The organism is Variovorax sp. GW821-FHT10B04 (genome assembly GCF_059415645.1).
Window position 1 is genome coordinate 280,636 of record NZ_JBWKNQ010000009.1, and the last position, 7,158, is coordinate 287,793.

Genomic DNA, 7,158 nt, shown 5'->3' on the forward strand with positions numbered 1-7,158 from the left:
GAACGCCCCCGGGCCGCCGCCGCGCGCTCAGGCCGGCTGCGCGGCGCCCGCAGGCGCTTCGGGCAGCAGCTTCTCGATGGCCGCGAGATCGACCTCGTCGATCTGCGAAGGCTCCATGTTCTGGCGCGCGAACTCGTGCCAGATGTCGCTTCGGAGGAAGTAGCGGAACAGCTCGGTGTCGAGATGGCGGTCGCGGCACATGAAGGCCATGATCCGCAGCGACTCCGAGAGCGTCTTGGGCGCCTTGTACGGCCGGTCGGCGGCGGTCAGCGCCTCGAAGATGTCGGCCACCGTCATCACGCGGTCGAACACCGTGAGCTGGTCGGCGCCGAGCCGGCGCGGGTAGCCGCCGCCGTCCATCTTCTCGTGGTGGGTGGCGGCGATCTCGGGCACCTGCGCCAGGTGCGGCGGCCAGGGCAGGTTCTTCAGCATCACGTAGGTCTGCACCACGTGGTCGTTGATCTTGAAGCGGTCCTCGTCGGTCAGCGTGCCGCGGCGGATCGACAGGTTGTGCAGTTCGCCCATGTTCTGCTGCACCGGCGGCAGCGCCATGTCGAAGCCATAGCGGTTGCGCGGATCGCCCTTCTCGACCGGCGGCCGGTTGTCACCCCAGGTCACGACGTGGTCCGGGCGGTCGGCCAGCAGCCGCTCGACGGCGGGCAACGGCCGGCCGGCCTCGCCGCGTGCGCGGTTCTGCTGGCGGATCTCACCGGCCGACAGGCCGAGCCGGTCGTCGAAATGGCGCGTCCAGGTCTGCGCGCCGATCGCATGCAGGCGCTCGATGGTCTCGTCCGCCAGGAACTCGCCGCCGATGTTGCAGCGCGCGACGAAGGCGAAATCGTCACGCAGCTTCTGCTGGCACGCCTGCAGTTGCACGATCGACTCGGGTTCCGGCATGCCGCCGAGCAAGCGCTGCAGGTGCGCGGCTTCCGCATCGCGCCACAGCACCTCGAAGCGCATGCGCACCTCGTGGATGCGGTTGTAGATCAGCTCGAGCTTGGTCGCCTTGTCGACGATGTGCTCGGGGCTCGTGACCTTGCCGCAGTCGTGCAGCCAGGCGCCGAGATAGAAGGCATAGCGCTCGTCGGTGGTCATCGCGAAGTCGCGGTACGGCCCTTCCTGGTCGTCGTGCATGCGCTCGACCATCCGCATGGCGAGCGCCGGTACGCGTTCGCAATGGCCGCCGGTGTAAGGGCTCTTGGCGTCGATGGCATCGGCCATCAGCCGGATCACCGCGTCCAGGAGCTTCTGCTGCGCGTCGACCAGCTGGCGCGTCTCGATCGACACGGCCAGCATGCCCGAGAGCCGCTCGGTGAATTCGCCGAAGGAAGCGTCGGCATGGGCGACGTCGTCGCTGTGCTGAAGCACCAGCAGGCCCTGCAGCTGGCCGTTGCGCCCGCGCAGCGCCAGCTCGACCTGCCGCTGCCCGGGCACCGCATCGAGCGCCCATCGGTCGGCCTGCGTGCCGCTGCCGCGGTGCAGGCGCGCGGGCAGGCCATCGAGCGTGGTACCGGCCTGCGCGGCGCGCAGCATCGTGTCGTCGGCGTGCTGCCAGAGGTACACGGCGCCGGCGGCGCATCGCGTCGTCTCGACGACCTGCTGCAGCACGGTGCCGAGCATGCGCTCCATGTCGGTGTCGGTGGCCAGCCGCTGCCCGATCTGCAGGAAGTGATCGATGGTCTCGACCATGCCGTCCATCACCGACGCGAGTTCGCCGACCTCGCGCACCCACGTCGCACGCATCGGCCCCTGGGGAGCGAGGTCGAAACGGCCGATCCGCCGCGCCCGTTCGATCAGCTGGTCCATGCTCTGGCCGATGCGCTTGCCGGCCCACCAGCCGAAAGGCAGCAACGCCATCGCCACCAGCAGGATGATCTGCAGCATGTGCGCCTGCTGGCCGTTCAGCGCCACCGCCAGTTCGTCGACCGGCGCGGCGACCAGCAGTTGCATGCCGTCGGTGCTGCCGAAGCGGAACGGCATGGCGATGCCGATCCAGTCCAGGCCGCCCGATTCGAACCGCCGCGCCGTCCGGTCGCCGACCGGAAGGGCCGACAGCTGACGCAGGCTGTCGACGCCGAGCATGTCGATCGTGCGGAACCCGAAGCGGTCGCTGCTCTCGCGCAGCAGCACCCGGCTCATGTCCGGATAGGCGAGCACTTTGCGGTTGCCGTCGATCAGCGCGATTTCGGTTCCGGGCGTGAAGCGCATGCCCGCCAGATGCTCGGCCAGGTCGTCGAGCACCACGTCGACGCTGACGACCGCGCGGCCATCACGGCTCTTCTGGCTCAGCGACACGCCGACCTGCTCGGTGGTGAAGAACACGTAGGGCCGCGACAGCACCGCGCCCGTCGTGTGCATCGCGTCGCGGTACCAGGGCCGCGAGCGCGGGTCGAAGCGATAGTCGGGCTGACTGCGGCGCGCGATGACGTGCACCGCAGCGTCGTAGAAGATGTACTCGCCGCTGCCCGCGCCCGAGTGCCCATCGGCGCCACCGGACACCGACTGCAGCAGGAAGGCCGCGTTCGGCGGTGCGGCGACGAGCGCGCGTACGGCGGCGTTGTCGAGCCGCCGCGCCAGCAGGAAGTCGCCGTTGCTGCGTCCGATGTACAGCGACGACAGCAGCTTGTTCGCCGCCAGCGGCTCGATCAGGACGAAGGCCCGCTGCAGTCGCGCGTCCAGGTCGACCGCGGTGGTCAAGGGGTCGAAGGACATCTGGAGCAGTGTGGCGCGCGCGGGCTCGAGCATGCGGCCGGTCTGTTCCGTGATCAGCCGCCCCGCGTCCTGCAGGCGTTCGGCCGTCGTCATCAGCACCGTCTGGCGTGCGGAGATCTGCCCCAGCACGACAACCGTAACACCCAGCAGCAGCATGGCGGCGACCACGATCGCCGCAACGACATGCTTGAACGGGATTTGAAAACGAAAGACCTCTTTTCCTCGCAAGACAGGAATCGGCGACGGCGCGGAATCGAGAACGGCGGCCATAAATGCAACTTTTGGTGACGATGTGTAACTGTACCTGCCCGTGAGCCTTTACGCGCGAGACACGCAAGGGCAGCAACTGCGTGATGGCGGCTGCCACACAATCCGGCCGTGCCACGACGCTTTACTTTCTCCATGCCCCGTCTCACGTTGTCCCGCAAGGTATTCCTTGCGCTGGCGACGCTGCTGCTGCTCCTGCTGCTGGTCTTCGCGGGCTTCTCGATCCTGGCGCTGCAGCGTGGCATCGGCCCCTATGTGGCGGAGATCGAGATCCGCCGGATGGACTGGCTCGCGGACATTCTCGAGAAGCGCTACACCTCGGACGGTGGCTGGGACGCCCTGCGCAACGACCGCTTCGCCTGGTACCGGCTGCGTTCGGAGACCGTGGCGAACGAACTCGCGCGGCGTCAACCGCAACGCCAGGAAAACCGCACCGCGGGCGACGGCCCCGGCATGCCGCCGCCGTTCGAACGGCCGCTCGGCTTTCCACCGCCCGAAGGCGGCGGGCCGCCTTTCGGCCGGCCCGACATGCTCTACCAGCGGCTCGGGCTGGTGGATGAGACAGGCGCCTACGTGGCCGGTGCGCGCGTGGCGACCGATGCCGCGGCGCGATTGCCGCTGCAACTGGCCAGCGGCCGCGTGGTCGGCCACCTCGTGCTGGCGCCGATGGAGGAAATCCAGAGCGAGGCGGATCGTGCCTTCTTCACGCGCCAGGCCTTCGCAATCGTGCTGACCGGGCTGGTCGGGCTGGCGCTCTCCCTCGCACTGTCCTATCTCCTGGCGCGACGCTGGTTCGCGCCGATCGACCACCTCATGCAGGGGGCGCGCGACATCACGCGCGGCCGGCTCGACACCCAGGTGCCGGTGCAGGGTTCGGACGAACTCGCGCTGCTGGGCCAGACCTTCAATTCCATGGCGGCGCGGCTCGCCAGCATCGAAGCCTCGCGGCGCGCCTGGCTGGCCGATGTCGCACATGAACTGCGCACGCCGCTGGCGGCGATGCGGGCCGAGATCGAAGCCCTGCAGGACGGCATCCGCACCTTCGACGACCGCACCGCGCTGCGCCTGCACCGGCAGGTGATGCGGCTCGGCCAGCTGGTGGACGACCTGCGCAGCAGCATGCGGGAGCCCGACGGCGCACCACGCAGCACAGCGCCGACCTTTCCGCTGGCGCTGCTCACGGAAGCGCTGGCGATGACCCGCGACCGCTTCGCGCAGCGACGCATCGCCGTGGACGTCCAGGCGCTCGAGGTCGTGGGCCCGCAGCCGGTGGTGGCCGGCGACGCACAGCGGCTGCACCAGGTCTTCATGAACCTGCTGGAGAACACGCTGGCCTACACCGACGCGGGCGGATGCCTGCAGCTGAGCGCCGGCATCGACGACGTGGACGGCGTTGCGCGGCTGCGGCTGCGCTTCGACGACACCGCGCCCGGCCCGTCTCCCGACGACCTGCCGCGGCTGTTCGACCGCCTGTTCCGAGGCGACACCTCGCGTGCCCGCGGCATCGCCGGAACCGGCGGGGGTGCGGGCGGCTCCGGGCTCGGCCTGTCGATCTGCCGCGCGCTGATCGAAGAGCACGGCGGCACCATCGAAGCTGCAGCTTCGCCCCTGGGCGGACTGCGCATGACCATTTCCCTGCCCCTGTCGACCGAACCATGACACGCATACTGATCGTCGAAGACGAACACGACATCGCCTCCGTGCTGCAGGACTATCTGCGCCATGCCGGCTACGACACCGAACACATCGCCGACGGCCGCTCGGCGCTCGACCGCATCCGGGCCGATGCGCCCGACCTCACGCTGCTCGACGTGATGCTGCCGCGCATGGACGGCCTCGCGGTGCTGCGCGAGCTGCGCACCCACTCGGCGCACCCGGTGATCCTGCTGACGGCACGCATCGAGGAGGTCGACCGCCTGCTCGGGCTGGAACTCGGTGCGGACGACTACATCTGCAAGCCCTTCTCACCGCGCGAAGTGGTGGCGCGGGTGCGCGCCGTGCTGCGACGAACCGGCAGCGACAGCGCCACGCCTTCCGAGGCCTCGGCCTCCGCGCTGCTGCTCGACGAGACGCATTGGCAGGCGACCCTGCACGGCGAGCCGTTGAACCTCACACGGCGCGAATTCCGCCTGCTGCAGGCGCTCGCCAGGCATCCCGGGCGGATCTTCTCGCGCGGCCAGCTGCTCGAGCTGGCGTACGACCATTCGGATGACGTGACCGAGCGCGCAGTGGACAGCCACATCAAGAACCTGCGCCGCAAGCTCGCCGTTGCCGCGCCGGCGCACGACTGGATCCGCTCGGTCTACGGCGTCGGCTTTTCCTTCGAGGTACAGCCCGAGTAGGCGTTCCAAGATTTCTCCGTATTCGGCGGTCAGAGTCCGCAGCTTCCATTCGAAGCCGACTCTATGAAGACCTACCGCCGCCCGCTCGCGCTGAGCACTCTGGTGTTCGCGACCCTGCTGTCCGCAGGCTGCGTGATGCTCCCGCCGCCCTCCTTCTCGCAGACGGCGCAGCCTGGGCAAGGCATGCCGCCACCACCGCCGCCCGACGACGACCGCATGCCGCCGCCGCACGGCCATCGCGGCCCGCCGCCCGAGTTCATGGAAGCGTGCAAGGGCCAGGCCGAAGGCGCCAAGGTCCAGCTGACGACCCCGCGCAACGACACCATTTCCGGCACTTGCGAGCGCGGTCCCGGAGGCGCTGAACTGATGTTCCGCCCGGAGTCGCGTCCGCGCCCCTGAACGGCAGCCCTGCGTTCGCGGCATGAAGATCCCTGTTCCCTTTCTGGCGCTGCTGTGCCTGTCGATCACGATCGGTGCGGAGGCGAACCTCGCGACCTCGCGCGCCCGGCGGGAGTCCGGCGCGCTCCTGCACGTCTCGGCCCCGGCCACGACCGCGCCGGCCGATGCCGCCGTGCGCGCGGACGCGTCGGCGCAGCCGTGGTGGCACGGGTTCCAGGACGAGGCGCTCGATGCCCTGATCGCGTCCGCCCAGCAGCGTGCTTCGCGCGAAGGCAGCACGGGTCGGACCACGGCCAACGTGCGGCTCATGGGCGAGACGCTGCAGTTGCCGCTGGACATGCAGGTCGCCGCGGCCTACATCACCGCACGCGTCGACCAGCTGAGCCTGATGCTGATCGAGCAGGCACAGGGCGCCTTCTCCCGCGAGGATGCACTGCTGGCGAAGCAGGTCCGCATGCCGACGCTGCAGGCCGCCGGCCGCCGGTCGCTCCAGCAGCGCATGGACGCGGCGGCGGCAGCGGCGCAGAGCCACACCGCACGCCGCAACGATGCACTGGCCTTGCTCGCCACGCTGTGCGGCATGCAGCCGCCCGACCTGATGGCGCGCATCGGCCCCGCACTGCGCAACGAGAAGCTGCCGCGCTTCGTCGCACCGGTGCCGCATGCGCTGCCGGCAGCGCTGCTGATGCAGCGCGCCGACGTGGCGCTCGCCAGCGCGCTCTACCACCTCGACCCGCAACCGCTCCTCGACGGGTGGATCGAGCCCGACGAGTCGGCGGCCGGCACGGACGGCGCACGGGCCTCGGCCAATGCGCCCGTCGGCGAACCGCTGGTGCAGGTGATCGCGCGCGCCCAGCGCGAGGTGGCTCAGGCGATGGCCGAGGTGGTGCGCCGCAACCAGGCCGCAGCCGTGCTCTACGAACGCGCGGCTGCAAGCCGCCTGTCCGTCGAAAAGCTGCAGACCGGCTCGCGAACCGATGGCGGTTCGGAGCTCGCATTGCTGGAGGACTACGAGCAGCTGTTGCTGCATTCCCAGCAGCTGACCAGCGCCAGCGCCGACCTCGCGCTGACCTGGATCAAGCTGCTCTACCGCCTGGGCAACGGAGGCAAGCTGAACGCGCCGCTGCAGGGCAGCAACAGCAGCCAGCCGGACGATGCCACCGGCACGCTGCGACCGATGCACGGACAGGCCGGCCGCAACCGGTCGCCCCTCGTCTGACCCGATCGATCAACCACGGCGATACGCACAGGCGTATTCGCCGCCTTCCCGCCGGCGCTCATGGCGCCGGCCCAAGCCATTCATGAAACCCATCATTTCCCGATTCCATCTGCTGCGCGTCGCCACCGTGGTCGCAGGCGCGCTGGCCGCCAGCGCCGCCTGGGCGGTCGAACCCTTCACGGTGCGCGACATCCGCGTGGAAGGCCTCCAGCGCGTGGA

At 69.7% G+C, this 7,158-nt stretch carries 5 protein-coding genes; 4 read left to right on the forward strand and 1 reads right to left on the reverse strand.

Annotation, left to right across the window (positions count from 1 at the left end; all coding sequences use genetic code 11):
• Nucleotides 1–27: 27 nt before the first annotated feature.
• On the reverse strand, nt 28–2,982 hold the full coding sequence (locus AC07PZ_RS22530) for an HD domain-containing phosphohydrolase (protein ID WP_495297370.1): 2,955 nt from the start codon (nt 2,980–2,982) through the stop codon (nt 28–30).
• A 132-nt stretch (nt 2,983–3,114) separates the two neighbouring features.
• Between AC07PZ_RS22530 and AC07PZ_RS22535 the strand changes: the two genes are divergently transcribed.
• The 4 genes from AC07PZ_RS22535 (at nt 3,115) to AC07PZ_RS22550 (ending at nt 6,939) form a co-directional block, all read left to right on the forward strand.
• Entirely contained in the window at nt 3,115–4,638 is a 1,524-nt protein-coding gene (locus AC07PZ_RS22535; protein ID WP_495297371.1) for an ATP-binding protein, read from the forward strand.
• On the forward strand, nt 4,635–5,321 hold the full coding sequence (locus AC07PZ_RS22540; RefSeq protein WP_495297372.1) for a response regulator: 687 nt from the start codon (nt 4,635–4,637) through the stop codon (nt 5,319–5,321). Before AC07PZ_RS22535 ends, AC07PZ_RS22540 begins: the two co-directional genes overlap by 4 nt.
• A gap of 63 nt (nt 5,322–5,384) precedes the next feature.
• Entirely contained in the window at nt 5,385–5,720 is a 336-nt protein-coding gene (locus AC07PZ_RS22545) for a hypothetical protein (RefSeq protein ID WP_495297373.1), read from the forward strand.
• A gap of 22 nt (nt 5,721–5,742) precedes the next feature.
• Nucleotides 5,743–6,939, forward strand: a complete 1,197-nt coding sequence (locus AC07PZ_RS22550) for an outer membrane factor lipoprotein domain-containing protein (protein ID WP_495297374.1) — start codon at nt 5,743–5,745, stop codon at nt 6,937–6,939.
• Nucleotides 6,940–7,158 lie beyond the last annotated feature (219 nt).